The organism is Mesorhizobium subarcticum (assembly GCF_055456085.1).
In genome coordinates, this window is the sequence record NZ_CM144237.1 from 4170461 (window position 1) to 4195950 (window position 25490).

At 62.7% G+C, this 25490-nt stretch carries 22 protein-coding genes and 1 pseudogene; 12 read left to right on the forward strand and 11 right to left on the reverse strand.

Annotation, left to right across the window (positions count from 1 at the left end; translation table 11 throughout):
• Positions 1-126 precede the first annotated feature (126 nt).
• The 7 genes and pseudogenes from ACZYHG_RS20355 (at position 127) to ACZYHG_RS20385 (ending at position 8995) form a co-directional block, all read left to right on the forward strand.
• Positions 127-1308, forward strand: coding sequence for an MFS transporter (locus ACZYHG_RS20355; protein ID WP_464610095.1), 1182 nt, complete (start codon positions 127-129; stop codon positions 1306-1308).
• A 117-nt stretch (positions 1309-1425) separates the two neighbouring features.
• Entirely contained in the window at positions 1426-3489 is a 2064-nt protein-coding gene (locus ACZYHG_RS20360) for a prolyl oligopeptidase family serine peptidase (RefSeq protein WP_464610096.1), read from the forward strand.
• 244 nt (positions 3490-3733) lie between these two features.
• Positions 3734-5113, forward strand: coding sequence for an aspartate aminotransferase family protein (locus tag ACZYHG_RS20365; protein ID WP_464610097.1), 1380 nt, complete (start codon positions 3734-3736; stop codon positions 5111-5113).
• A 136-nt stretch (positions 5114-5249) separates the two neighbouring features.
• A complete protein-coding gene (locus tag ACZYHG_RS20370) occupies positions 5250-5615 on the forward strand; it encodes a hypothetical protein (RefSeq protein ID WP_464610098.1) in 366 nt (121 codons plus the stop codon).
• Positions 5616-5730: 115 nt separating this feature from the next.
• Entirely contained in the window at positions 5731-6375 is a 645-nt protein-coding gene (locus ACZYHG_RS20375) for a cytochrome c oxidase assembly factor Coa1 family protein (protein ID WP_464610099.1), read from the forward strand.
• Positions 6376-6560: 185 nt separating this feature from the next.
• Positions 6561-7568, forward strand: a pseudogene (locus ACZYHG_RS20380) (NAD(P)/FAD-dependent oxidoreductase); the annotation flags it as partial.
• Between the two features lie 104 nt (positions 7569-7672).
• A complete protein-coding gene (locus ACZYHG_RS20385) occupies positions 7673-8995 on the forward strand; it encodes a glycine cleavage T C-terminal barrel domain-containing protein (protein WP_464610100.1) in 1323 nt (440 codons plus the stop codon).
• Between the two features lie 292 nt (positions 8996-9287).
• Here the strand turns inward: ACZYHG_RS20385 and mmsB are convergent, their stop codons facing one another.
• Both mmsB and ACZYHG_RS20395 read right to left on the reverse strand, forming a co-directional pair.
• Entirely contained in the window at positions 9288-10172 is an 885-nt protein-coding gene (mmsB, locus tag ACZYHG_RS20390) for a 3-hydroxyisobutyrate dehydrogenase (RefSeq protein ID WP_464610101.1), read from the reverse strand.
• Positions 10173-10198: 26 nt separating this feature from the next.
• The gene (locus tag ACZYHG_RS20395) at positions 10199-11365 is read right to left on the reverse strand and encodes an isobutyryl-CoA dehydrogenase (protein ID WP_464610102.1); all 1167 of its coding nucleotides are present in this window, start codon (positions 11363-11365) and stop codon (positions 10199-10201) included.
• 150 nt (positions 11366-11515) lie between these two features.
• Between ACZYHG_RS20395 and ACZYHG_RS20400 the strand changes: the two genes are divergently transcribed.
• Positions 11516-12130: a dimethylsulfonioproprionate lyase family protein gene (locus tag ACZYHG_RS20400; RefSeq protein ID WP_464610103.1), complete on the forward strand. Its 615-nt coding sequence runs from the start codon at positions 11516-11518 to the stop codon at positions 12128-12130.
• Between the two features lie 3 nt (positions 12131-12133).
• The gene (locus tag ACZYHG_RS20405) at positions 12134-13609 is read left to right on the forward strand and encodes a cobyric acid synthase (RefSeq protein WP_464610104.1); all 1476 of its coding nucleotides are present in this window, start codon (positions 12134-12136) and stop codon (positions 13607-13609) included.
• A gap of 156 nt (positions 13610-13765) precedes the next feature.
• On the opposite strand, the gene ACZYHG_RS20410 is transcribed toward ACZYHG_RS20405, so the two are convergent.
• The 4 genes from ACZYHG_RS20410 to ACZYHG_RS20425 all read right to left on the reverse strand — a co-directional run bounded on the left by ACZYHG_RS20410 (position 13766) and on the right by ACZYHG_RS20425 (position 16195).
• Positions 13766-14182 (reverse strand): VOC family protein, encoded by a 417-nt coding sequence (locus tag ACZYHG_RS20410; RefSeq protein WP_464610105.1) that lies wholly within the window; start codon positions 14180-14182, stop codon positions 13766-13768.
• 72 nt (positions 14183-14254) lie between these two features.
• Entirely contained in the window at positions 14255-15085 is an 831-nt protein-coding gene (locus ACZYHG_RS20415) for a helix-turn-helix domain-containing protein (RefSeq protein ID WP_464610106.1), read from the reverse strand.
• Between the two features lie 103 nt (positions 15086-15188).
• Positions 15189-15359 (reverse strand): hypothetical protein, encoded by a 171-nt coding sequence (locus ACZYHG_RS20420; RefSeq protein WP_080680744.1) that lies wholly within the window; start codon positions 15357-15359, stop codon positions 15189-15191.
• Between the two features lie 53 nt (positions 15360-15412).
• The gene (locus ACZYHG_RS20425) at positions 15413-16195 is read right to left on the reverse strand and encodes a TSUP family transporter (RefSeq protein WP_464610107.1); all 783 of its coding nucleotides are present in this window, start codon (positions 16193-16195) and stop codon (positions 15413-15415) included.
• A 136-nt stretch (positions 16196-16331) separates the two neighbouring features.
• On the opposite strand from ACZYHG_RS20425, the gene ACZYHG_RS20430 reads away from it, so the two are divergent.
• Positions 16332-16763, forward strand: a complete 432-nt coding sequence (locus ACZYHG_RS20430; protein ID WP_027029433.1) for a TerB family tellurite resistance protein — start codon at positions 16332-16334, stop codon at positions 16761-16763.
• A gap of 15 nt (positions 16764-16778) precedes the next feature.
• Here ACZYHG_RS20430 and ACZYHG_RS20435 read toward each other — a convergent pair whose 3' ends face one another.
• The 5 genes from ACZYHG_RS20435 to ACZYHG_RS20455 form a co-directional block, all read right to left on the reverse strand.
• Positions 16779-18401 carry an ABC transporter ATP-binding protein gene (locus tag ACZYHG_RS20435; protein ID WP_464610108.1) on the reverse strand — a complete coding sequence of 541 codons (1623 nt, stop codon included), beginning with the start codon at positions 18399-18401 and terminating at the stop codon, positions 16779-16781.
• Complete coding sequence (locus tag ACZYHG_RS20440; protein ID WP_464610109.1) at positions 18398-19267, reverse strand: ABC transporter permease; 870 nt, start codon at positions 19265-19267, stop codon at positions 18398-18400. Before ACZYHG_RS20440 ends, ACZYHG_RS20435 begins: the two co-directional genes overlap by 4 nt.
• Positions 19264-20211, reverse strand: a complete 948-nt coding sequence (locus ACZYHG_RS20445) for an ABC transporter permease (protein WP_464610110.1) — start codon at positions 20209-20211, stop codon at positions 19264-19266. The genes ACZYHG_RS20440 and ACZYHG_RS20445 overlap by 4 nt, the downstream gene beginning before the upstream one ends.
• 244 nt (positions 20212-20455) lie before the next feature.
• The gene (locus tag ACZYHG_RS20450) at positions 20456-21934 is read right to left on the reverse strand and encodes an ABC transporter substrate-binding protein (RefSeq protein WP_464610111.1); all 1479 of its coding nucleotides are present in this window, start codon (positions 21932-21934) and stop codon (positions 20456-20458) included.
• 124 nt (positions 21935-22058) lie between these two features.
• Positions 22059-23336: an acetylornithine deacetylase/succinyl-diaminopimelate desuccinylase family protein gene (locus ACZYHG_RS20455; protein WP_464610112.1), complete on the reverse strand. Its 1278-nt coding sequence runs from the start codon at positions 23334-23336 to the stop codon at positions 22059-22061.
• Between the two features lie 221 nt (positions 23337-23557).
• On the opposite strand from ACZYHG_RS20455, the gene ACZYHG_RS20460 reads away from it, so the two are divergent.
• Positions 23558-23989, forward strand: coding sequence for a L,D-transpeptidase (locus tag ACZYHG_RS20460; protein ID WP_464614749.1), 432 nt, complete (start codon positions 23558-23560; stop codon positions 23987-23989).
• A 445-nt stretch (positions 23990-24434) separates the two neighbouring features.
• A complete protein-coding gene (locus ACZYHG_RS20465; protein ID WP_464610113.1) occupies positions 24435-25463 on the forward strand; it encodes a carboxylate--amine ligase in 1029 nt (342 codons plus the stop codon).
• Positions 25464-25490: the final 27 nt, after the last annotated feature.

The following is a 25490-nucleotide window of genomic DNA, read 5'->3' on the forward strand; positions in this document are numbered from 1 at the left end:
GCATCAGCCGATCGGTAGGGTTGTTGGTGCAAGCGGATTTCCCCACCAGCCCTTCCATTCCCGCAAGCGAGCCAGTAGCTAGGCGGCCTGCTGGCCTGATGGCCAGCACCTCACATGGATGACAGCATGGTCGCGACCGGCTCGAGCGAAGGCGAAGCGGGAACGCAGTGGGCGGCGCTTGCCGGCGTCACTGCTGCCCTTGCCATGTTCGGCGCCGCGCAAGGGCTGAGCTCCCCGCTGTTCACGCTTCTGATGCAGAAGCAAGGCATATCGCCCGGGCTGATCGGCCTGTCGGCGGCGATGATGCCGCTCGGGCTGATCCTGTCGGCATCCTTCGTGCCGGCGGCGGTGCGGCTGGTCGGCGCGCGCAACCTGGCTATCGGTTGTTCGCTGATCGGTGCACTGTGCTTCCTGGGCATTGGCTATTTGCAGAACTGGGTGGCCTGGTACCTCATCCGCTTCATCGTCGGCGTCGTCATCAACCCGCTCTACATCCTTGGCGAGGTCTGGGCACTGTCGCTGGCGTCACCCTCGCGGCGCGGCCGGGTGATGGGCGTTTTCAACACGCTGATGGGTGCCGGCTATTCGGCCGGCCCCTTTACCCTGACGCTGGTCGGCACGTCGGGCTGGGCTCCGTTCAGCGTCGGTGTCGGCGGTTTCTTGCTATGTGCGGTTATTTTGCATCTTGTTTCTTCAAAACTCACCGGTTTCGAGGATGACGGCCAGCCAGCCGGCAGCTTTGTCGGTTTTGCCAGGCTGGCGCCGGCGCTGCTGCTGGCCGTGCTGGTCTCGGGCGCCGTCCAGCTGAGCACCTATGCGCTGGTTCCGGTCTTCGGCGCCGGCTATGGCTTGCCGGAAGCGATCCTCGCAGCGCTGGTGATGTCGCTTTCCCTGGGCAACATCCTGCTGCAGATCCCGCTCGGCCTGCTGGCGGAGCGGTTCGGTGCCCGCCCCATGATGCTGGCCTGCGCGAGAGCGACGGCCGTCTGCGCTGTTCTGCTGCCGTTGCTGATCATGACACCGCTGATCTGGGGCGTGCTGCTGGTGATGGGCGCGGTCGGCTACGGCGTCTATACGATGGCGCTGGTCGAACTCGGCAGCCGGTTCAAGGGCACGCTGCTCGTCACCGGCAATGCGGCGTTCGCCTTGCTTTGGGGTGTTGGCGGCATTGTCGGCCCACCGGGTGCCGGCCTGCTCATGCAGGGGATTGGTCCACTGGGCCTGCCGATCGTGATCATCGGCCTCGACGCCTTGCTGGTGATCTTCGCGCTCTATCGCTCGTCGGTCCGCCGGAGCAGCAAGGCATGACTGTGGCCGGTTCGGTTGTTGGGGAAGCCCTGAATCCCTGGCCTGAGTTCCTCCCTATTGAATATCGGACGCGGCATGTCGATGTTGCATGCCGAAGTGTTGCCTATCGGAGATTCCATGACCAAGCCCATCGCCAAGCCAGAATCCAGCTCTGAAGACCCGTTCCTGTGGCTGGAAGACCGGACCAGCAAACAGTCGCTCGACTGGGTGCATGGTCAGAACGAAATCACGGTTGGGCAATTGCAGGGCGATCCGTCCTATCAGGCGTCGTTCCAGACCGCGCTCGATTTGATGACGGCCGAGGACAACATCGCCGTCGGGAATGCCATTGGCGGACACGTCTATAATTTCTGGCAGGACAAGACCAATGCGCTCGGCCTGTGGCGCCGCACGACGGTCGCTTCCTACAAGACCGAGAAGCCGGTGTGGGAAACGATCATCGACTTCGACCAGTTAGCGGCGAAGGAGGGGATAAAATGGGTGTTCAGCGGCGCCAGCCGGCTCTATCCGGATTTCAGCCGCTGCCTGCTGTCGATGTCGCCCGATGGCGGCGATGCCAGCGAAATGCGGGAATTCGACATCGAAACCAAATCATTTATCGAGGGCGGGTTCCGTGCACCGGCCTCGAAGTCGGGTTTTAGCTGGCTGGACAAGGACACCGTCATCGTCTCGGCGGCCTTCGAGGACGCTGACAAGACCGAGTCCGGTTATCCTCGCGTGATCAAGCTGTGGAAGCGTGGCACGAAGCTGGAAGAGGCGACGCCGATCTTCGAGGCCGAAAAGCAGGATCTCGCTGTCGGAGCGGGCGTCGAGTTCGACGGCGACAAACGCCATCTGTTCCTGGCGCGAACGCTCAATTTCTTCGCATCGCATAGTTTCCTGCATCTCGCGTCGGGTGAAAACAGGCGCATTCCCTTGCCAGACGACGTCACCGATACGGCGCTTTTCAAGGACCAGCTGGTGTTCGGGGTGCGCACGCCCTGGACAGCGCCGGACGGTACGGCGTGCCAGCCGGACGGGCTCTATTCGCTCGATTTCGCGCACTGGATCGAAACAGGCAGTTTCGGTACCGTCGAAACCCTGTTCGCGCCGGCGTATCGCGTCTCGATCGCAGGACTGGCCCGTACGCAGGACCGGCTGTTCATCAGCCTGATGGACAATGTGCGCGGCAAGGTCATTGTCTGCGAGCGCAAGGACGGCGCCTGGTCGATGAAACCGGTAGCGTTGCCTGAAAACGGCACTGTCGGCATCAGCCATGCCGAGCACTTTGGTTCCAGCGTGTCGTTCTCCTTCACAGATTTCCTGACGCCGAGCTCGATCATCTGGTCGGATGATGATGGCGAGACACTCGCCACCGTGAAGTCGCAGCCGGCGCGTTTCGATGCCGCGCCGCTGATCTCCGAGCAGTTCGAGGCACGCTCGAAGGACGGCACGATGATCCCTTATTTCGTTGTCAGGCGGCGCGACCAGAAAGGGCCGGTGCCGACGCTGCTTTATGGCTATGGCGGCTTCGAAGTGCCGCTGCTGCCCGGCTATGCCGGCGTGCGCGGCAGGCTGTGGCTGGAGAAGGGCAATGCCTATGTGCAGGCCTGTATCCGCGGCGGCGGCGAGTTCGGCCCGGCTTGGCATCAGGCGGCGTTGAAGGATAATCGCCAGAACGGTTTTGACGATTTTGCCGCGGTGGCTGAGGACGTCGTCAGGCGCGGCATTGCAACGGCTCAATCGCTCGGCATCCAGGGCGGCTCGAATGGCGGGTTGCTGACCGGCGTTTCGCTGACGCAGCATCCGGAGCTTTTCGGCGCCGCCATCATCGAGGTGCCGCTGCTCGACATGCTGCGCTACACGCAATTGCCGCCCGGCGCCTCCTGGATGGCCGAATATGGCGACCCTTCAAAGCCGGAAGACGCCAAATGGCTTTCCGCTTATTCGCCCTATCAGCATGTCGAGGCCGATGTCGCCTATCCATCGGTGCTGCTGACAACGTCGACCGCCGATGACCGGGTTCATCCCGGCCACGCGCGCAAGATGGCGGCACGCCTGCAGGAGGCAGGGCATGAAAAGACGCTGTTCTTCGAGGAGACGGAAGGCGGACATGGCGGCCGCGGCGACCGCCGCCCGCAAGCGGCGCAGACGGCGATGAAGTATGTGTTCCTGCAGCGGGCGCTGGCCGCCAAGGCATAGACCTATTCCGTCATGTGCCAAGCAAAGGGTGGTTCACCTTGGCCAGCCTTTGCTCTAAGGTGCCGGCCATGGCTCCTGCTATGACCTTTGTCTGCACGTTCGGGGTCGCGGTGACACCGTCACCGCGTACGCTGCGCGCGGAGCTTTTGCGGCTGTGCGCCCGCATTGGCTATTCGCCACCTGCCTGCCTCTGACGAATTCGCCCCGGCATCGCCGGAATGATTTCAGAGGAAAGATCAGAGAAATGACCTATCAGAATTATTCGCTGAAGCAGCTTCAGCAGATCGACGCCGCGCACCATCTCCATCCTTTCACCGACCACAAGGAACTGCGCGAGGCCGGTTCGCGCATCATCACCCACGCCAACGGCCCGTTCATCTACGATTCCGAAGGGGCTGAAATCCTAGACGGCATGGCCGGGCTGTGGTGCGTCAACATCGGCTATGGCCGCGACGAACTGGCCGAGGCCGCTTACGCCCAGATGAAGGAACTGCCTTACTACAATTCCTTCTTCAAATGCTCGACGCCGACGCCTGTGCTGCTGTCCAAGAAGCTGGCCGAGATCGCGCCGAAGCACGTCAACCAGGTGTTCTATGGCTCCTCCGGTTCGGAAGCCAACGACACGGCGCTGCGCCTGGTACGGCATTACTGGGTGCTGGAAGGCAAGCCGGAGAAGAACCGCATCATCTCGCGGAAGATGGCCTATCACGGCTCGACCATCGCCGGCACATCGCTCGGCGGCATGGATGGCATGCACAAGCAGCTCAACGGCGCGGTGCCCAACATCGTCCATGTGATGATGCCCTATGCCTATGAGCTGGCGCTGCCCGGCGAAAGCGATCACGATTTCGGCCTGCGCGCGGCCAAGGCTGTCGAGGATGCCATCCTCGAAGCCGGTGCCGACAAGGTTGCGGCCTTCATCGGCGAACCGGTGATGGGGGCGGGCGGGGTGAAGATACCGCCGGCCAGCTATTGGCCGGAGGTACAGCGCATCTGCCGCAAATATGATGTGCTTCTGATGCTCGACGAGGTCATCACCGGCTATGGCCGAACCGGCGAGTGGTTCGCCGCGCAGACGCTCGGCATCGAGCCGGACACGATCACCACGGCCAAGGCGCTGACCTCGGGTTATCAGCCCCTGTCTGCCTTGCTGGTCGGCGACCGTATCGCCTCGACGCTGGTCGAGAAGGGCGGCGAGTTCAACCATGGCTACACCTATTCCGGCCATCCGGTCGCCTGCGCCGTGGCGTTGAAGAACCTGGAGATCATCGAGCAGGAGGGTCTGGTCGACCGCGTCAGGAATGACACCGGGCCTTATTTCGCCAAGGCCCTGCAGGAGCGCATCGCCGGGCATGATCTGGTTGGCGAGGTGCGTTCGATCGGCTTGATGGGCGCGATCGAGATCGTCAAGGACAAGGCGACCAAGGAGCGGTTCCTGCCGTCGGGAAGTGCGGCGGTTGTTGTGCGCGACCATGCGATCGCCAATGGCATGATGCTGCGCGCCACCGGTGACACGATGATCCTGTCGCCGCCGCTGATCTGGACCCGCGACACGATCGACATGGCCTGCGAGCGCATCGGCAAAGCGCTGGATCTGGCACAGGCCGATCTGCGCAAGCGGTAAGAACCTCGGCTGGGCGTTTCCTCTGCGGAAACGCCCAGCTTGGGAAAGATGCTGTCCTTATGGGGAACGAATTCCACTCACGGCGCGTAGTGTGTCAGGCAGCGGCCGCGTCGGCCGCCACAAGGGGTTTGTTTCCATGAAAAAGATCGTCAAGAGCCGACGCGTGCAAGACGCGGCCAGCATCGGCGCGGATTTGATGCTGGCGCCGCTGGTGGCGATGATGCGCCTGCCGTTGATGGCGATGGATGCCGGCAGCGGAGAGCCTTGGGGGACGGAGACGGCGCGCGCGGTCAACGAGAAGACCGCGGCCATGGCGGAAGGGGCATTTGCGGCGCAGATGTCGCTGCTGCAATCGGCGTCGCGCTTCTGGCCGGAGGTTCTCTCCGGCCGCACACCGTCGCTGTTCAACGGCGTTGCGGCGGAACGGTCGGTCAGCGCCGCGCTGAAGCCTGCCAGCCGCGCGGTGAAGGCGAATTTTCGCCGGCTTTCAAACAAGGCCTGATGAGGTTTGCAGGCACTGCATTGTGCCGATGCAGGAACGCGGCGGAATTTTGATTTTGCGTATTGTCGAATTCATACGCTAGAACCGATCGGTATGCGCACCGATGGGGGACATCATGGCCGGACAACCGCTCAACCAACCGGCTGAAATTCCAGCCGAACTCGACCGCTGGAACTGGGGCGCCTTTTTCCTCAACTGGATCTGGGGCATCGGCAACAGCACCTTCATCGCGTTGCTGGCGCTGATCCCCGTCGTCAACCTCATCATGATCTTCGTGCTGGGCGCGCGCGGCAGCCGCTGGGCCTGGCAGAACCGTGCCTGGCGCGATGCGGAACATTTTCGCAAGACGCAACGCAATTGGGCGATCGCCGGGCTGGTCGTCTGGGTGGTCGGGATCGGCGGCTGTGCGGCGACAGTCGGCAGCATACCTTATGTCCTGAAAGGCAGCGATGCCTACCACATGACGATGGACAAGCTGCGCGCCGACGATCGTATCAAGGCTGCTCTCGGCGATGACGTAACCGACGGTTTCTGGGTCGGTGGCAGTCTCAACGTCAATGCCAATGGAGCGGGTAGCGCGCAGTTCAGCATCCCGGTTCACGGTGCCAAGGCCAAGGGCACCGCGTACTCGACCGCGATCAGGACGGCGGGGACGTGGAGCCTGCGCATGCTTGTCGTCAAGGTGGATGGGGTCGACGCACCGATTGTTTTGCTCAACGAGGATCACGTTCCGATCCCGAATGCGGCGATCGGGATATAGCAGGGCAAGACGCGTGGGCCGACAGGCCGGGTGAGCGTTGCTGCCTGGCGAGCCGGGTGGCCCAACGACCAAATGACCGCTGCCGCGCTCCAGCCAAGGAAATGTGCTGAAAAGCCAGGCGCTGTCTGGCACTATACACACGCGTCCAGTTGAATCCGGGACATTTCAAACGAGGGCATGCGCATATGGTGAGTTCCGTCCGTGCGGTCGTGGTCGGTGGCGGTTGCGTGGGTGCCGGCATTCTCTACGGCCTGGCAAAGCGTGGCTGGACCGATGTGGCGTTGCTGGAGCGGACGCAGCTTACGGCCGGCTCGACATGGCATGCCGCGGGGCTCATTCCCTCTTACGCGCGCAGCCGCAATGTCGGCCGCATGATCGCCCGGTCGATCGAAATCTACGAGGGCCTGGAAGCCGAGACGGGCCAGAAGGTCGGCTGGCACAAATGCGGCCAATTGCGCATTGCCAACACGCGCGACCGGCTCGACGAGTACCGAAGCTATATGGACGTCGCCGAGGCCCAGGGTGTGCGCGCCCGGATCGTATCGCCCGCTGAGGCGCGCCAGATCTGGCCGCTGCTCGACAACAACAGCATGCTGGGCGCCCTCTATCATCCCGATGACGGCCACATTGCACCGGCGGACGTTACCCAGGCCATGGCCAAGGGCGCGCGCGACCTCGGCGCGAAGGTCCATCTTGGCACTGAAGTCGTGGGTTTCGAGCGGATGGCTAGCGGCGAGTGGAAGGTCAAGACCACCCGCGGCGACTTCGTCTGCGAGCACGTCATCCTTGCAACCGGCAACTACGCACGCCAGACAGGCGCCATGCTGGGTCTGGACATTCCGGCGATCCCGATCCTGCATCAGTACTGGATCACCGAGGCGGTTCCGGAGGTTGTGGCACGCAAGCGGCTTGGTCTTCCGGAGATGCCGATCCTCCGGGACGAGGGTTACGAGGGCTATCTGCGCGAAGAAGGCGACGGGCTGATGTTCGGTCCCTATGAGCGGACCGAACAGCTGAAGCTGTTCGCCGAAAACGGCGTCCCGGAATGGTTCGGCGCCGATCTGCTCGAGGAAGATTTCGATGCCGTGTCCTGGAATTGGGAGCGTGCGACCGAACTGGTCCCGGCACTCGGGCGCGCCGGCATCAAGCGTAATGTGCGGGGACCTTTCCAGATGACGGCCGACGAGCTGCCGTTGATGGGGCAGGCCTGGGGCGTGGAGAATGTCTGGCTCGCCGAAGGGGTGCCGGGGGCATCCTTTGGGGCGGAGCGATTGGCTATTACCTCTCCGAGAGGATTGTGGAGGGCGGCAACAGCATCGACACGGCGGAGCTCGATCCCCGCCGGTTCGGTGAGTATGCCAACAAGAACTGGACCCGGGCAAAGGTCAGGGAAGCCTGGGGCACTCATGCCGCACAGCACTATCCAGGCCAGGACATGCCGGCGGCGCGACCGCAGAAGACGGCTCCGTCCTATGACCGCCTGAGCCAGCTCGGCGCGGTGTGGGACGTGTTGAACGGCTGGGAGATGCCGAGCTGGTTCGCGCCCAAAGGTGTCGAGGCGCGCAACGTCTATAGCTGGCGCTGGACTGCCAAAGGGAATTACGTCGGCGAGGAGGTCCAGGCTGTCCGCCATGCCGCTGGGCTGGTCGAGATGACGCCAATGACCAAGTTCGAGGTCAGCGGGCCGGGCGCCGGGGATTGGCTCGACGGGATCCTGGCTAACAAACTGCCGCGTCCCGGTCGCGTCGCCCTTGCCCATCATTTGACGCCGACCGGCGGCGTGCAGGCAGAGTATGTGGTGGCACGGCTGCAGAACGACCTGCTCTATCTCATATCGACGCCGCGCGCCGAGCGCTGGAATCTTGACGATCTGAGCCGGCTGCTGCCGAAGGACGGCAGTGTGCAACTGCGTAATGTCACGGAGGATCGCGGCAGCTTCACAATCGTTGGGCCGAAAGCGCGCGACATATTGCAGCCGCTGACGGAGATCGACCTCTCCAACGAAGCGTTCCCATGGTTCAGCGTGCAGACCGGCACCGTCGGCATGGCCAGCGACGTCCGGTTGCTGCGCGTCAACTACTCCGGCGAACTCGGATGGGAACTCTATCACCCGCTCTGCTATCAGCGGCATCTGCTGGACGCACTGCTGGCATCGGGAGAAGCGCACGGGCTGAGGCTGGTCGGACTTCAAGCGCTGGAATCGCTGCGTCTCGATAAATCCTACCGGGCGATGTATCGCGACATGAATATCGAGATATCAGCCTGGGAAAGCGGTCTCGACCGCTTCATCAGCCTGGACAAGGGCGACTTCATCGGCCGGCCGGCACTGGTCGCGAAACAGAAGCAAGGGGCACGCCGGATCGCCACGCTGTCGATCGATACGGATGGTGCGAGCGCGTTCGCCTTCGAGGGCGTCTACCGCCAAGGCAAGCTCGTCGGCCACATCGCGTCGGCGGGCTACTCCTATACTTTTGGTCACGACATCGCACTCGCGCTGCTGCCGCTTGACCTTGTATCGCCAGGCACCGAGCTCGAGGTTTCGATCCTCGGCGAGCGCCGTGCGGCAAAGGTGATCGCCGACTCGCCCTATGATCCGGAAGGTGCGCGCGGGCGCATGTAAGAACATCCCGGAGCGGGTTAAACGTGCGGCGGGGCGAAAATGCAAAAACCGCGCTCCATCGGGAACGCGGCTTTGCCAGATACGCAGGCGCTTCGCTACTCGAACACTTTGCGAAACTAACGGGCTCCGGTACGCGAGACCTGATCCGGAGCGCCGGGCGGATGCGATATGTCCGCCTCGCAGTCCGTTTTATAGGGACATCGTTACCGCCGGGTTATCGAGAGCTTAAGCAAATCTAAATTTGGCGATTTTCTCGCAAGATAGGCGCAAAAAATCCAATTATATTAGCAACTTATGGATTGGCGCCGCGCAGAAAATTGATGATCCCGGAAAAATCGGCCCCGGCATGGCCCTGCGCGTTGAACAAGGCATAGAGTTGAGCCGCCTCGGCGCCCAGCGGTGTTACCGCGCCAGAACCCTGGGCTGCTTCCTGCGCCAGTTTCAAATCCTTCAGCATCAGCGCGGCGGCAAAGCCGGGCTTGTAGTCGCGGTTGGCGGGCGAAGTCGGCACCGGGCCGGGCACCGGGCAATAGGTGGTCAGCGACCAGCATTGGCCCGACGAGGTCGAGGCGACGTCGAACAGCGCCTGATGCGACAGGCCAAGCTTTTCCGCCAGCACGAAGGCCTCGGCGACGCCGATCATGGAAATGCCAAGGATCATGTTGTTGCAGATCTTGGCCGCCTGGCCGGCGCCGTCGCCGCCGCAATGGACAATGCGCCCTGCCATCGGCTTCAGGATCGGCTCGGCGGCCGCGAAAGCATCGTCGGAACCGCCCGCCATGAAGGTCAGCGTGCCGGCGGTGGCGCCACCGGTACCGCCCGAAACCGGCGCATCGACCGACTTGAGGCCATGTTTGGCTGCTGTCGCATGCGCCTTGCGCGCGGACTCCACGTCGATCGTCGAGGAATCGATGAACAGTGCCCCTGTCTTTGCCTTGGGCGCGATATCTTCATAGACCGACACGACATGCTTACCTGCCGGCAACATGGTGATGACGACATCAGCGTCCTTCACCGCAGCAGGCGCATTGGCCATGATGACGACGCCATGCTCGCGAGCGATCGTCAAATTCTCTGGAATTAGATCGAAACCGTGCACTTGATGCCCGGCTTTAACCAGATTGGCAGCCATCGGATTGCCCATATTGCCGAGGCCGATGAAGGCGATCGTTGTCACTGTCTCTCTCCCGAAGTTTGCTGGCTTCAGCGGCCGATCAACGCACGCGCAATGATGACGCGCATGATCTCGTTGGTGCCTTCGAGGATCTGATGCACCCTGAGGTCGCGCACCAGTTTCTCGATGCCGTAATCGTGCAGATAGCCGTAGCCGCCAAGCAGCTGCAGCGCATCGTTGGCGACGGTGAAGCCGGTGTCGGTGACGAAGCGCTTGGCCATCGCCGACCATTTGCCGGCGTCCGGTGCCTTGCGGTCGAGCTTGGATGCGGCGGCATAGAGGAAGATGCGCGCCGCCTGCAGCTCGGTCTCCATGTCGGCCAGCCTGAACTGCAGCGCCTGGAACTGATTGATCTTCGAGCCGAAGGCCTTGCGCTCGGCGGTGTAGGACAATGCCTTGTCGAGCGCCGACTGGGCGCCGCCCAGCGAACAGGCGGCAATGTTCAGCCGGCCGCCATCGAGCCCGGCCATGGCGATGCCGAAGCCGGCGCCTTCGCCGGACAAGAGATTTTCCGCCGGCACCTTGCAGTCCTCGAAGATGACCTGGCGGGTCGACTGCATGTGCCAGCCCATCTTGTGCTCGTTGGCGCCAAACGAGAGGCCGGGAGCATCTTTCGGCACGACGATGGTGGAAATGCCTTTTGGCCCGTCGGCACCGGTGCGCACCATGACGGCATAGACATCGCTGTCGCCGGCGCCGGAGATGAATTGCTTGGCGCCGTTGAGGACATAGTCGCCACCGCTCTTAACCGCGCGGGTTTTCAGGGCCGCCGCATCGGAGCCGGAGCCCGGCTCGGTCAGGCAATAACTCGCCAGCCATTCCATCGAGGTGAGCTTCGGCAGGAAGCGTTGGCGCTGCTCGTCATTGCCGAAACGGTCGATCATCGACGCCACCATGTTGTGGATCGAGATGAAGGACGAAAAGGCCGGATCGGCATGCGACAGGGCCTCGAAGATCAGCACGGCATCAAGGCGCCCAAGCGCTGAGCCGCCGACATCGTCCCTGATATAGATGCCGCCGAGACCGAGCGGGCCGGTTTCGCGGATCACGTCGGCGGGGAAATGCTTTCTGCGGTCCCAGTCGAGCGCATTTGGCGCGACACGGTCGGCGGCGAAGGCCTGCGCCATCTCCTGGATGGCGCGCTGTTCCTCATTGAGTTCGAACTGGTTGGTGCTCGCATCGACCGCGGCGTCCATGGCGTGCTCCCTGTGTTTCCCCGGCTGGGGGTTGGCTTGCTGGCCTGTTGTTTTTGGCTTTGCGCGCGCACCAATCTAGACCAATGATGCCGCTGCGCAACCCGACCCTCCGCAGAGCGGCTGTGCATCAATGTATGTCCGGAGCGAGACGTGACGACAAAATTCAATGAACTACTGGGACTGTTCCACGCCTATCTCGCTTGCGTGGACAACGCCCTGGTGCGCGACGCCGTGGCGCGGATCGGCTGGGAGATGACTGCCCGTGCACTGGGGCCGTATCCGCTAGGCTGCCTGCGCCATCTTGATCGTGCAGCCGAGCTGGCGCCAGCGGATGCGAAACCAGTGGTGCAATGGCTGGCGGAGAATCGCAATGGATTGCGCTGGGGGCAGACCTACACCGAGGCGGATTTCGGCAAGGCATTCATCGACAATTACGGCTGGCTGGAAGTGTTTGGGTCGCGCGGCCACTTTGCCAATGACGAAGTGGCAGCCGGCTTGCTGATCCTTGGACCCGAGATCGTCTATCCCGATCACCACCATGTCGCCGAGGAGATCTATATTCCGCTGACCGGCGGCACGGAATGGCGGATGGGCGAGGGCGATTTTCGCAAGCGGGAGGCCGGCGAGGTCGTCCACCACGCTTCCAACGTCAACCATGCCATGCGCACAGGCAAGGAACCGCTTTTGGCACTTTACATCTGGCGCGGCGGCCCGCTGGCGGCGAAATCCACCATCACCGGAAGCGCGACGCAGGGCAGGGGCTGAGCCATGGCCAGGGCGATCATGCTGCAAGGCACGGGTTCGGATGTCGGCAAGACGGTGCTGGTCGCGGGGCTGTGCAGGGCGGCCAGGAACCGTGGACTGAAGGTGCGGCCGTTCAAGCCGCAGAACATGTCGAACAACGCCGCCGTCGCCGATATTCCCGGTGACAACCATCATGGCGGCGGCGAGATCGGCCGCGCGCAGTGGCTGCAGGCCATCGCTTGTGGCGTTGCGCCGTCGGTCCACATGAACCCGGTGTTGCTCAAGCCTCAGACCGATGTCGGTGCGCAGGTCATCGTCCAGGGCAAAGTGTTCGGCGAGGCGCGAGCACGCGATTACCAGGCGCTGAAGGGCCGGCTGATGGATGCCGTGCTGGACTCCTGGGCTAAGGTTGGGGAGGGCGCGGATCTCGTCATTGTCGAAGGCGCCGGTTCGCCGGCTGAAATCAACCTCAGAAGCCGTGACATCGCCAATATGGGTTTTGCCACGCGCGCCAATGTGCCGGTGGTGCTGGTCGGCGACATCGATCGAGGTGGCGTCATCGCCTCTGTCGCCGGCACGCATCTGATCCTGCCGGAAGAGGACCGGCGCATGATCGTCGGCTATCTCATCAACAAGTTCCGGGGCGATGTCTCGCTGTTCGATGACGGCCTGAAGGCGATCGAGAGATTCACGGGATGGCGCTGTTTCGGTGTCGTTCCGTGGCTGAAGGCGGCGGCGCGGCTGCCTTCGGAGGATTCGGTGGTGCTGGAACGGCTGGCATCCGGCGAGGCGCGCGCACTGAAGGTGGCGGTGCCGATGCTTGGCCGCATCGCCAATTTCGATGATCTCGACCCGCTCAAGGCCGAACCGCAGGTTGAAGTGGTGTTCGTGCCGCCCGGCAAGCCGCTGCCATTGGATGCCGGGCTGGTGGTTATCCCCGGCTCCAAGTCGACGATCGGCGATCTCCTGAAATTCCGCGAGAATGGCTGGGACCGGGACCTTGCCGCGCATCGCAAGCGGGGCGGCCATGTCGTCGGCATTTGCGGCGGTTTTCAGATGCTTGGCCGTAGCGTGCGCGATCCCGACGGGATCGAAGGCAGTGTCACCGAGGCTGAGGGCCTCGGGCTGCTCGATATCGAAACGGTGATGGAGCCGGAGAAGACGGTGCGCAATGTCAGCGCGCGCTCGGTGCCGTTCGACCTGCCGCTCGTGGGCTACGAAATCCATCTCGGCCGCACCACCGGACCGGATACGCTGCGGCCATCCGCCGTCATCAATGGCATCGATGACGGCGCGATCTCGGCCGATGGCAAGGTGATCGGCACCTATATGCACGGCCTGTTCGGCGCCGACGCCTTTCGCGGGAAATTCCTCGAAAGCCTCGGCATCAAAGGCGGCGGCATCGACTATCGCGCCGAGGTCGAGCGGGCGCTCGACGAGATCGCCGACGAGCTGGAGAGCCACCTCGACTGTAACGCGATTTTTGGGCTGGCGCGTTGAGGCGCGCTGATATTCAGGTGAGGTGAGGCCGGCCTGCAAACGGCGGCTTCCTGCGCTTCCGGTGCTCACGTACGGAAAGTACGCTCCGCTTTGGTTCTCGGAAACCACCGTTTTCGGCTCGGCCTGACCTGAATCTCAACACGCCTCAGGCCGGTGTCATGCGCTTTCGCCCGCCTTCGGCCAATACGTCCCGAACGACCAGACACCGCCTTCCGGATCGCGGCAGATGAATTCGCGGCTGCCATAGTCGCGGTTGGTCAGTTCCTGGATGATCGTGGCGCCGGCTTGCCTGGCCTTGGCATACGCCGCATCGGCATCTTCGACGGCGATATAGATCGATTTGCCGCCGCCTGTGCCGGGCTCACCAACCATCTTGCCATAATCGTCATCGCGCACCGTGCCCAGCATGATCATCGAGGAGCCGAAGACCAGTTCGGCATGGTGCACGACATCGACTTCGCCATAGCGAGCACGAACGCTGAAGCCGAAAGCTTCGCAGAGCCAGTCGATCATTTTCGCCGCGTTCTTGTAACGCAAAGCAGGGTAGAGGCGGGGGGCTTCAGTGGTGGGCATAAGAAACTCCTTCATCTGGGTTGGTCGATAACCCAATCTGTTCGAAGGCCATGCCGGCGTCTTGAAGAAATGTTACCTGCTGACAAGTGCCGTTGGCGTCTCTCCGGCCAAGTCGCGGAAGTCGCGCACCAGATGCGCTTGGTCGGCATAACCGCAATCGGCGGCGATATCGGCCCAGTCGACCGTCGGCTGCCGCGACAGACCGAGCGCCCGGTTGAAGCGGACGATGCGCGACAGCGTCTTGGGGCCGATGCCGGTCGCGTCAGTGAATTTTTCGGCGAGATGTTTGCGGCTCCAGCCCAGCCTCTCGGCGATCGATGCAATGCGGGTGCGGCCACCTGAGGTAATGATGCGGTCATAGGCCCAGGCGATTTCCAGCGGCGTTTCGACGGCGCTCGCAAGACGGGCAGCGACGAAAGCTTCGGCAAGGTCGAAACGCGCCGTCCAGTCCGGCGCGTTGCCAAGCTGTTCGCGCAGCGCCACGCCTTCAGTGCCCAGCACGTCATCGAGCACGACCATGCTGTCGGTCAATTCGCTCATCGGCAAGCGGAAGAAGCGGCGCGCGCCAAGCGGCGTGAAGTTGATCTGCACGCAGCAGGCGGCGCCGAAGGATTCTATCATCACCGGCCCGGCAAAGAGGCCGGCGGCGAAACTGGCGAAGCGGTCATTGTCGCCGGGCGCCTTGCCGAGGCCGATGGCGAAGGGTTCGGCGAAGCTGATCACCAGCGGCACGGTCAGCGATGCGTATTCGACATTACGGAAATGGCCAGGTGCCGTTTCGCGATAGCCGCAAATGTCTGACACGATGCCCTCAAGTCCAGGATCAGGAAGGCGCCGGCGCATCTCGAACCGCCCTGCTATCGAGCGGTCCTGTTCCTTCCGGCGCTGCATCTCGATCGGCATTGATCATCCTTCCGCCGAGATAAATCTAGCAGACCGCTGACCAGAATCAAAAGCGCCCGGCTTTTGGCCGGGCGCTCTCCGTCCCCACTCCAAGGGAAATTTGTCAGGCGCCGCGCATCAAGCAGCCGATGGCCAGGACGACGAATGCGATGGTCACGATCCAGACCGAGGCCAGGGGAATGAACGCCACAATGCCGAGAGCTGCCAGAACGCCGATGATGGCGATAACAACTGCAATGATGAAAACGATCTGTGTGGGTGCGCTGAGATTCATGTTTGGCTCCTCCTCAACATGATTCGAACAGCGGCACTGTAACAGGCGCGTGATCACACACCAATCATGACACGCAGGGGGTTGGCGGGATCGGCCAGCAGCTTCACCGCCAGAGCCAGGCAGACGACCACCAGCAGCGGCTTGATCAGTTTGGCGCCGATGCGCATGGCAAGGCTGGCGCCGAGGCGGGCGCCGAGGAACTGGGCAACGCCCATCATCAGCCCGATCTTCCAGGAGATGACGCCGACGGCGGCAAAGACGATGAAGCCGCCGATGTTGGAGGCGAAGTTGAGCAGTTTGGTGTGCGCCGTCGCCTTGAGCACGCCGTAGCCGGCAAGGGCGACGAAGGCCAGCATATAGAAGGAGCCGGCGCCGGGGCCGAACAGGCCATCATAGAAGCCGATCGCCGGCACCAGGGTCAGTCCAAACAGGAATGGCGACAGGCGCTCGGCCCGGTCGACATTCATGTTCGGCTTGAGCGCGAAATAGAGCGCAATGGCGATCAGCACCAGGGGCAGGAGCGCACGCAGGACGTCGCCCGGCACGATGGTTGCCAGCAAGGCGCCGATAGCACTCCCGACCAGTGCCAGCAGCGCCGACGGCAATTGCCGGCGCAAATCGACATGACCCTTGGAGGCATAGTGGATGGTCGCCGACCCCGCGCCGAACATGCCTTGCAGCTTGTTGGTCCCAAGCGCCTCGACCGGTGAGAACCCAGCCAGCAGCAGTGCGGGAATGGTGATCAGCCCGCCGCCACCGGCAATCGAATCGACAAAGCCCGCGGCAAAGGCGGCGAAGGCGAGCATGGCGATTGTCTGGGTGGTGAGGTCGATCATCTGATATGCGGAGACGTCCGGTCGGCTGGATAGTGGCGTTCGACCACGACCGCCCTGTTTGCGCAAGGCCGATTCCGCGCTACTTCTATTCCAGCGCGTCGCGCCTGGATTTGTATTAGCCCGGAAAGAGGCCCTGATGGCATTCGCATTACTGGACCAGATACGCTCGATCTTCGACGGCGACCCCGGCGTGCGCAAGGTCGCGGACGATCCGGTGCTCTCGGCGGAACTGCTGATGCTGTTTCGCATGATCCTGGCCGACGGAACGGTCAGCGAGAGCGAGATGATTGCCTTTCGGCGCATCTGCAAGGATGCGTTCGACATTCCGGAAACCAGCATCGATGCGGTCATCGAATATCTCAACGAGTTCGGCTACGAGACCAATGGCTCGCAGGCGATTGCGCTGTTTCGCGATCTCGACATCGAACGCCGCAAGCAATTGGCGCAGCATATGGCGGAGATCGCCAAGGCGGATTCGCAACTGGCCGAGAGCGAGGTGCGCCTGCTGCGCCGCACGCTCGACCTGCTCGATATCAGTCCCGTCGATGTGGTGAAGCCGGAAGAATAGAGCCTAACACCTCACTCACCCTTGCTCTTGAATCTTTCGGGCGATCGCCCGGTGCAGGTCAGGCGCGGCATTTACCAGTGCCTTGGCGGCCTCGGATTGCGGATGGTCGAGCACCTCGTTCGTCTTGCCGCGCTCGACAATCTTGCCGTCATGCATGACCAAGACCTCGTCGGTGATCGCGCGGGCGACGGTCAGGTCATGGGTGATGAAGAGATAGGCGATGCCGAGCTTCTGGTTGAGCTCGGCGAACAGATCGAGGATTTGCGCGCGGATCGAGACATCGAGCGCCGAGACCGGCTCGTCGGCGACGACCAGTTTCGGTCGGGTGATGATGGCGCGGGCGATCGACAGGCGCTGGCGCTGGCCGCCGGAAAACTCGTGTGGGTACTTGTCCATGTCGCGCTGATCGAGACCGACTTCGTGCAGCGCATGCGCCACCATTTCGCGACGCTCGGCGCGCGTCGGTTTCTTCTCCAGCACATGCAAGGGCTCGGCGACCAGCTTTTCGACCTTCTGGCGCGGGTCGAAGGAGCCGTAGGGGTCCTGGAAGACGACCTGCATGTCGCGCCTGGCCGGCTTCAACTCGGCTTCGCTCTTGCCGCTGATGGTTTCTCCACGAAACCGGATGGTGCCCGAACTCGGCCGGTCCAGTGCCAGGATCATGCGCGCGAGTGTCGATTTTCCGCAGCCGGAGCGGCCGACCAGCGCCACTGACTGGCCCGGCGCCATCGACAGGGAGACATCGTCGACGGCGCGGATAGCGGGGGGGCGCTGGAACAGAGAGATGCGCCGGCCCGGATAATCGCGCGTCACGCCTTCGACTTGAAGCAAGGGTTGGCCCTGGCCAGCGCCATGCGGCCGGCCGCGCGTCGGCACATGCATCGAAGCCTGCGCCAACTGGCGTGTGTAGGGGTGAAGCTGTTCCGACAGCGTGCGTACCGTGTCTCCGGCCTCCATCACCTCGCCGCGCCGCAGGATGGTGATGCGGTCGGCCATCTCGGTCACCACGGCGAGATCGTGCGAAATCAGCAGCAGGCCCATGCGGCTCTCCGCGACGAGATCGCGCAAGAGGTCGAGGATCTGCGCCTGCAGCACCACGTCAAGCGCCGTCGTCGGCTCGTCAGCGATCAAGAGCTTGGGTTTCAGCGCGCAGGCAATGGCGATGACGACGCGCTGGCGCTGGCCGCCGGAGAGTTCGTGCGGATAGCGCGACAGCGGGAATTTCGCTTCGGGAAGGCCAACGCGGTCTAGGATTTGTCGCGCCCGCTCTTCGGCCGCCGCCCGCGTGGCCTTGGTGTGCCAGCGTATGCCCTCAGCCACCTGTTCGCCGATCGTCTTGACCGGATTGAGTGCCGTCATCGGCTCCTGGAACACCATGCCGATATCGTCGCCGCGCAGCGCACACATCTGGTCCTCGGTTGCGGCAAGGATGTCGATGCCGTCGAAGGTGACGCGACCGGTGGCGCGCGCGGCGTGCGGCAGAAGCCGCATCACCGTCAGCGCGGTCATCGATTTGCCGGAGCCAGATTCGCCGACCAGCCCCATGACTTCGCCTGATGCGACGGAGAGCTCCATGTCTTTCAGGATTTGCGTGCCGCCGATCGTCAGCGACAGGTTCTCGATCTCCAGCAGGCTCATCGCTGCCGCCGCGATTTCGGATCGAGAATGTCGGCAATACCGTCTCCGAGCAGGTTCAGGCCGAGCACTGTGATGACGATCGCCATGCCGGGAAAGATCGCCATCCACGGGGCCACCACCATGCGGGTCTGCGCGTCGAACAGCATGCGGCCCCAGCTCGGCATTGGCGGCTGCGCGCCGAGGCCGAGGTAGGAAAGCCCGGCTTCGGCCAGGATGCCGAGCGCGAACTGGATGGTGCCTTGCACCAGCAGCAGCGTGGCGATGTTGGGCAGTACATGTTCGATCGATATCTGCGTGCTGCTTTTTCCCGCGGCGCGCGCGGCAAGGATGAACTCGCGCGGCCAGATCGCCAGCGCGCCGGCGCGGGCGACACGGGCAAAGACCGGAATGTTGAAAATGCCGATAGCGATGATGGCGTTGACGGCGCCCGGCCCGAAGATGGCCGTTATCATGATGGCCGACAGCAGCGCGGGGAAGGCGAAGACGAGATCGTTGATGCGCATCAGCGCTTCGTCGACCAAGCCGCCGCGTGCGGCGGCAAAGGCGCCGAGGGGCACGCCCACGCCCATGCCGATGCCGACCGCGACCAGCGCCACGGCGATCGAATTGCGGGCGCCGACCATGATCATCGACAGGATGTCACGGCCGAAATGGTCGGTGCCGAACCAATGCGCCAGCGAAGGGCCTTGCGTCTTGTCCGCTATGACCAGCTTCGTCACGTCGTAAGGCGTCCAGATGTAGGACACGACCGCCATCGCCAGGATCAGCAAGCTGATGACGAAGCCGGTGACGAAAGCTGTGTTCCTGAATGCCTTGGCCAGGATGGAGCTGAATGTCTCTTCGGGGATGTCGATGTGGAGGGTCATTGCCGGCTTCTAAGGCGCGGATCGACGACAGCATAGGAAAGGTCGACGATGAGGTTGACGGCAATGACGGCGGCGACCAGCAGCATGACGACACTTTCGACGACGATCAGGTCGCGCTGGGTGATCGCCTGGAACACCAGCCGGCCGAGGCCGGGGAGATAAAAGACATTCTCGATGATGATGGTGCCGGCGAGCAGGAAGGCGAATTGCAGGCCGAGAATGGTCAGCACCGGGATCATGGCGTTGCGCAACGCGTGCCGCCACAGGACAGTGCGGTAGGGCAGGCCCTTGGCGCGGGCGGTGCGGATATAATCCTCGTTCAGCACCTCGATCAGCGCCGAGCGGGTGACGCGCGCCAGGATGGCTGCTTGCGGTAAGGCTAGAGCCACCGCAGGAAGAAGCAGAGATTTCAAGGCTTGCCAGGCGCCGGCTCCCCAGCCGGGAAAGCCGCCGGCCGGGACCAGCCGCAGCCAGACGGCGAAGACATAGATCAGCATCAGCGCGAACCAGAAATTGGGGACGGCGACGCCAAGCTGCGCCGCGCCCATGGAAATCGTGTCGCCGGCCCGGCCGCGCCGGCTGGCTGAAAACAGGCCGACGGGAATGGCGATGAGGGTGGAGAGCGCAAGCGCGATCAGCGCGAGCGGCAGCGACACGGCCAGCCGTTCGCGCACGAGATCGATGACCGGCACCGAATAGGTGTAGGAGCGGCCGAAATCGAGGCTGAGCAGGCCGCCGACCCAGTGCAGATAACGCCAGACCAGCGGCGCGTTGAGGCCCATCTGATTGCGCAAGAGTTCGACCTGGTCGGCGCTGGCGTTCATGCCCAGCATCAGCCGCGCCGGATCGCCGGGCAGGATTTCGAGCACGGCGAACACCACGATGGAAGCCAGCACCAGCGTGGCAAGCGAGATGGCCAGGCGCTTGAGGAGATAGGCGGTCATGGATGCTCTTCGTCATCCTGGGGCGAAGCAGGAGCGAAGCTCCGTCGCGAAGACCCCAGGATCCATGCCGTGACGGAATTCGAAGAGTGCGACGGTTCAAAACCAGCGTCGCCTCTTTCTGTCTTCACTACTACGTCTCCCGATTCTGCACCGCAGCGGCGCTCGCAAGTCACGGAATGGATCCTAGGGTCTACGCAGTCGCTGCGCGCCTGCTTCGCCCTAGGATGACGAAACCGAGGGAGCCTCACTCGCTCCACTTCACCTTGGTCAGGTCGTTGGCGGGGATCGGCGCGTTTTCCCACAGCCCTTGCAGCTTGGCGTCCCAGACACCGACCTTGGGCAGTTCGTAGAGGAAGCCGACCACGGCATCGTCGGCCAGGATCTTTTGCGCTTGCGCATACAATTCCTTGCGCTTGGCCTCGTCGGACGTCAGGTCCAGATCGGCAATGACCTTGTTGAAGGTGGGGTTGTCGTAATTGAAGTAGTAGTCCTTGCGCGAATAGATATCGATGTCGTTCGGCTCGGTATGGGACACGATGGTCAGGTCGTAGTCCTTCTTCGTGAACACCTGGTCCAGCCACTGGGCCCACTCGACGGGGATAATCTCGAGGTTGATGCCGACATCGCGGAGCTGCGAGGCGATGATCTCGCCGCCTAGCCGGGCATAGGACGTCGGTGGCAGCTTCAACGTGGCCTTGAAGCCGTTTTCCAGTCCCGCCTCCTTCAGCAGTTCCTTGGCCTTGGCCACGTCGTGCGGATAGCGGCCGGTGAGGTCGACATAATATTTGTTGGCCGGTGACATATGCGAGCCGATCGGCAGGCCGAGGCCGGCCGAGGCACCGTCGATGATGGCCTTGCGATCGAGCGCGTAGGAGATCGCCTGCCGCACCTGCAGCTTGTCGAAAGGCGCCTTCTTGTTGTTGATGGACAGGATGGTCTCGCCTTCGGTCGCGCCGACCACGACCTTGAAGCGCGGATCGTCCTTGACCTGAGCGACGCTGTCGGGATCGAAGAAGGGGAAAGCCTGTATGTCGCCGGAAAGCAGTGCCGGCACCGCCGCTGCTGCATCGGGAACGACGCGGAACTCGACCTTTTCAAGGAAAACAGGGGCGCCCCAGTAATGCTCAGCTTTCACCAGGGTGATTGATGAACCCTTGGCCCAGCTGTCAAACTTGAAGGGGCCGGTGCCAACAGGCTTTTCCTTGTTGGTATCGGCGGTTTTCGGCGACACGATCACCGCGTCGCCCCAGCCCAAATTGTAGAGGAACGAGCCCTGCGGGTGGGTGAGCGTCACCTTCACGGTGGCGGGGTCGACCACTTCGACCTTGTCGATGGCGGCAAACAGCTGCTTTTGCGCGCTGAGGGAGTTTTCCGCGCGGGCACGGTCGAGCGAGAACTTCACGTCGTCGGCGCTGAAATCGGCGCCGTCGTGGAATTTCACGCCGGTGTGCAGCTTGAAGGTGTAGACCTTGCCGTCATCGGAAATGGTCCAGCTCTCGGCCAAATCCGGCAGGACTTCGCTGCTGGGGCCGATGCGGGTAAGGCCCTCGAAGACATTGGCGTAGGTGACCTCCCTGATGGCCGCGGCCGCTCCCGCCGTCGGGTCGAGATGCGGGGGTTCAAGCGGAATGCCGATGACGAGCTCGGTCCGGGCGGCAAACGCCGAGGTCGCGGTTGCGACCGCCAGCACGGCAGCGGCCAGAAGGGTCTTCCACAGTTTCATCGCTGAACTCCCCATGTGCTCAAATGCTCAAGCCTTGGGATAGAAGCGTGATTTCGCGTGGGAGTAAATTGTGTTTCGTGCTGTCGCGCCGCGCCAGGAGAAATGTTTTTGCGCCGCGGGCCACTCATCCGGTTGTGCCGCGCAGCAGCACGTTGAGCCCGATCGCCATCACCTTGGCCGATTCCACCATGTCCGAAATCCCGACCCATTCGTCCGGCCGGTGGGCAAGGTCGAGAATGCCGGGTCCATAGGCGATGCAGTCGTAGATATGGCCGATGCGGGCAATGTGCTTCTGGTCGTAGGTGCCGGGCGAGATGACATAGTCGGGCTCGCGGTCGAAGATCGCATGAATGCCTTGCGCAACAGCCTTGACCACTGGCGCGTCGCGCTCTGTCATCAGCGGCAGGACTTCCATCAGGTCACGGATCTCGTAGTCGAACTTTTTGCGCTCGCGCTTCAGCCGCTCGAGAATGCCGGTCACCTCGCCTTTGACCGTGGCGAGATCTTCCTCGAGCAGGAAGCGGCGGTCGATGGTCAGCCGGCAGGAATCGGGCACGTTGGGCGAGGGCAGGCCGGGCCGGAAATCCTCGGTCTGGCCGCCATGGATGGAGTTGATGTTCATGGTCGAGCGTTTTGCACCTTCGGGCACGACGGGCATGCGCGTCATCTTGCGGTCGAGCGCCGGGAACAGTTCTTCCTCGAAAGCCCTGAGCACGGCGCCCATATGGCGCACCGCATTGTCACCCAAAAACGGCATCGAGCCGTGCGCGATCTCGCCCTTAGTCTCGATTTCGGCCCACCAGACGCCGCGATGGCCAAGGCAGATGCGGTCCTTGTTGAGAGGCTCCGGGATGATGACGTGGTCGACCCTGGGTTTCGAGAAATAGCCGAGCTCGGCCAGATGGGCGACGCCGCCGAAGCCACCGGATTCTTCGTCCACCGTCCCCGATATCTCGATGGCACCGGGAAAATCGGGATAGACTTCCATGAAGGCCTCGGCCGCGATGATGGACGCCGCCAGGCCGCCCTTCATGTCACAGGCGCCGCGGCCGTAGACTTTGCCGTCTTTGACAACGCCGGCAAAGGGATCGACGGTCCAGCCGTCGCCGGCCTCGACCACGTCGATATGCGAGTTGAAGTGGACGCAGGCGCCGGGTGATCGGCCGTCGAATCGGGCCACGACGTTGACGCGTGGGTAGCGATCGCTGTCACCGGGCGTGCCTTCGGCGCGGATGAATTCGGTCTCGAAGCCGCTCTTGTTCAACCGCGCGCCAAGATATTCGGCGCATGGCCGGTAGGCTTCGCCGGGCGGATTGATGGTCGGAAACCGGATGAGGTCGGCGGTCAGCGCGACGACATCGTCGCGCCTGTCATCGATTGCTTGAAGGAGTCGTTCGTTCATCAGGAGAGTTGAGCAAAGAACGACGTTGCATTGCAAGCCCGCCAGCAATCAAGTCCGTGCGACGTGTCGTTGCGGCAACTATTGCGGGAAATCGTTCAAATTCGCTGCATCGGATTGGCAAATTGATCAAGGAGTGTGTGGTATCCAGTTCACCTGCCATTAAAAAGATGAAAAACATCGTGAGGGCAGACAGGCAAGGGCAATCAAAGGGGTTTGGTCGCATGAAGAAGTCTTTTCTAGTCGCAGCTGCGATGTTGGCAACCGCGCTGTTTGGTGCGCCGGCCGCAAGTTACGCGGCCATGTTGGAAGCAAATATCGACGTGTCGTCGCAGACGATGACGGTCAGATATGGCCTGGAGGTCTATCGGTGGACCGTGTCCACCGCGCGTCCCGGCTATTTCACGCCGCGCGGCACGTACCGGCCGCAGCGCACGGCGCGGATGTGGTATTCGAAAAAGTACCATATGTCGCCGATGCCTTATTCCGTGTTCTTCCATGGCGGCTATGCCATCCATGGCACGGGCGCCGTCAGGCAACTCGGCCGCCCGGCCTCGCATGGTTGCGTGCGGCTGCACACGGCCAATGCCGCGACCTTCTACTCGATGGTGCAGGAAGTCGGCTTCGGCAACACGCGCATTGTCGTGACGAACTAGCAGCAAGCGCGAATTCTCGTTGCCGGGCCGGAGCCCGGCGCGAGACTTTCCACTGACGGCAACAACAATCGGCCAAGGTTTTACCTGTTCCGGTATGGATGGCTATTGCCGAGGGATAAGGGGTATGCTTTCCATGCCATTGCCTGACTGAGGACAATCAGCAGTACCGGGCGGTTTGAATTATTAGAGTTCGCTTAAATATTGCAGGCGGTCAATCGGTTCGCCGGGAAACTTGCCATTGCGCGCCGTTTGCCGGAATTGACAGATGCCTCCCGAGCCAGAGATGGACGATCGTGTTCCCAGTCGGCCCGCAGGGGTGGTCATTCTCGGTGGGGCGCACGGGACGTTGGCGCTGACCAGGAGCTTTGGCATTCAGAAAGTGCCTGTCTGGCTGGTGAGCAACGACACCCCATTGCCCAGCTTTTCGCGACATGCGCATCGGATAATGACGTGGCCCGGCCCCGATGATGATGGTGCCGTCGCTTTTTTGCTCAATCTGGCCAAGGTCGAAGGTCTAGGTGGTTTTCTGCTGATCGCTGGCGGCGACCCCGAAGTTCGTTTCGTCTCGCAATCGATCGACCAGCTGTCCGCCGTATTCGACGTGGTGCTGCCACCCTGGCAGCAGCTGAAATGGGTTTGTGAAAAGCCGCTTCTCTACCGCCGGGCGCGCGAACTGGCGCTTGCCGTTCCGCTGACCTATGAGATCACGTCGCTTGAGCAGGCAAGGACAGCCGAACTTCGCTTCCCGGTTATCCTGAAGCCGAACATGGGCGGGCGCAGCCGTTTCGCGCGCGCCAAGGCCGTTCTCACCAGTGACCGGACATCGTTTTTGACAGCCTTCAGATGGGCTGCCGAAGAGATCGGCAGCGGGAATGTCGTCGTCCAGGAAATGATACCGGGAGGAGGCGAGAGCCAGTTCTCCTACGCGGCGCTTTGGAACCAGGGCGCGCCAGTGGCGGAATTCACTGCCCGCCGCACGCGGCAATATCCGGTCGACTTCGGCTTCACCAGCACCTTCGTGGAAGTCATTGACGAACCGCAACTGATCGACGCCGCGCGCCGGCTGCTTGGATCAATCGCGCATCACGGACTGGTGGAGGTCGAATTCAAGCGCGACGCGCGCGATGGCTCGATGAAGGTGCTCGATGTCAATCCACGGCCCTGGACATGGTTTGGGTTGGGCGCCGCCGCCGGCGTCGACCTCGGCGCCATGCTTTGGGCTATCAGGTCGGGCCAAACGGTGCAGGCAGCTTCAGCGCGGCCCAACACATCCTGGATGTATCTGGTTCGGGACATGGTGGCGGCCGGCAAGCTGATCTCAAGCGGCCGGCTGACGAAGCGGGCCTATCTCGGCTCATTCGCCACCGTCAAGGCATGGGCTGACTTCACGGCAAGTGACCCCGTGCCAGCTCTGATCGACATACCATTAACGGTGTGGAGAGTGCTGACGAGGCGGATACTTCGTCTCCGATGAAAACAATTAACTGACAGCACCGGTCGA